Origin of the sequence: Photorhabdus caribbeanensis (assembly GCF_018448885.1) — a bacterium.
Classification (GTDB): Bacteria; Pseudomonadota; Gammaproteobacteria; order Enterobacterales; family Enterobacteriaceae; genus Photorhabdus; species Photorhabdus caribbeanensis.
In genome coordinates, this window is sequence record NZ_RCWB01000122.1 from 1 (window position 1) to 852 (window position 852).

The 852-nt window shown below is 38.1% G+C and carries 1 protein-coding gene and 1 pseudogene; both read left to right on the forward strand.

Features of this window, described 5'->3' with window-relative positions; translation table 11 throughout:
* Positions 1-471 (forward strand): tail fiber assembly protein (locus tag EAE90_RS23255; protein ID WP_214055452.1); only part of this gene is annotated, 471 nt, incomplete at its 5' end.
* A 233-nt stretch (positions 472-704) separates the two neighbouring features.
* Positions 705-852 (forward strand): annotated as a pseudogene (locus EAE90_RS24145) (phage tail protein); the annotation flags it as partial.

Here is an 852-nt window from a genome sequence, read left to right on the forward strand (position 1 = left end):
GGTGCTTATCCCGATGCGCCAGATTTTCTCGATTCTGATGATATGGCTATTTGTCGCAGTGAAGATGGTAAACGTTGGGAAATTGTCCCTGACCACCGAGGGAAAATCGTTTACAACAAACAAACCCGTGCACAGCAAGAAGTTACCGAATTGGGTGAGCTGCCAGAAATTCTGACATTCAAGAAACCTGATACCGATTACGATAGATGGGATGGTAACGAGTGGGTGGTTGATAAAAACCTTCTCAAATCCCATCAGATTGCAGAAGCAAAAAGGAAGCAAGCAGAATTGTTACGACAGGCAAATGAAACACACTCGTTGCTGCAAGATGCTGTTGATATAGGTATGGCAACAGAAGCAGAAAAATCAGCTTTACACGAATGGAAAAAATATCGGGTATTGCTCACTCGTGTAGATGTTCTGCAAGTGCTTGATATGGAATGGCCGGAAGCGCCGAGACAACAGCAGTAATAATTAGATAATTTTGGGGTGAGAAAAGCTGATTGGTAAGTGGCTATAAATGCCAGGTTTGAAATTGCAGTTTTACCAAAATTTTATCAGGCCGAACCCCAAGTATAAAAAACAACCACAAGAATTATTTTTTTGAGTTAGACTTTGGTTGGCGTGAGTTGCAGAGGGATTATTTTTACAATGATTCAAATATATTGATTATGAGATGGTATTATCTAATTTAAGGAAGGGATATGAATCACAAGAATGATTTTAAAGCTTTTTCTATTAATAATAATGCAAATGTAGTGAGTCAAGAAAGATATGAAGAAAGTCAGAGTTTAAAAACTGGATTTCCACCAGATAATATTACTGTTCATTTGCTCAATAAGGTATTACGTC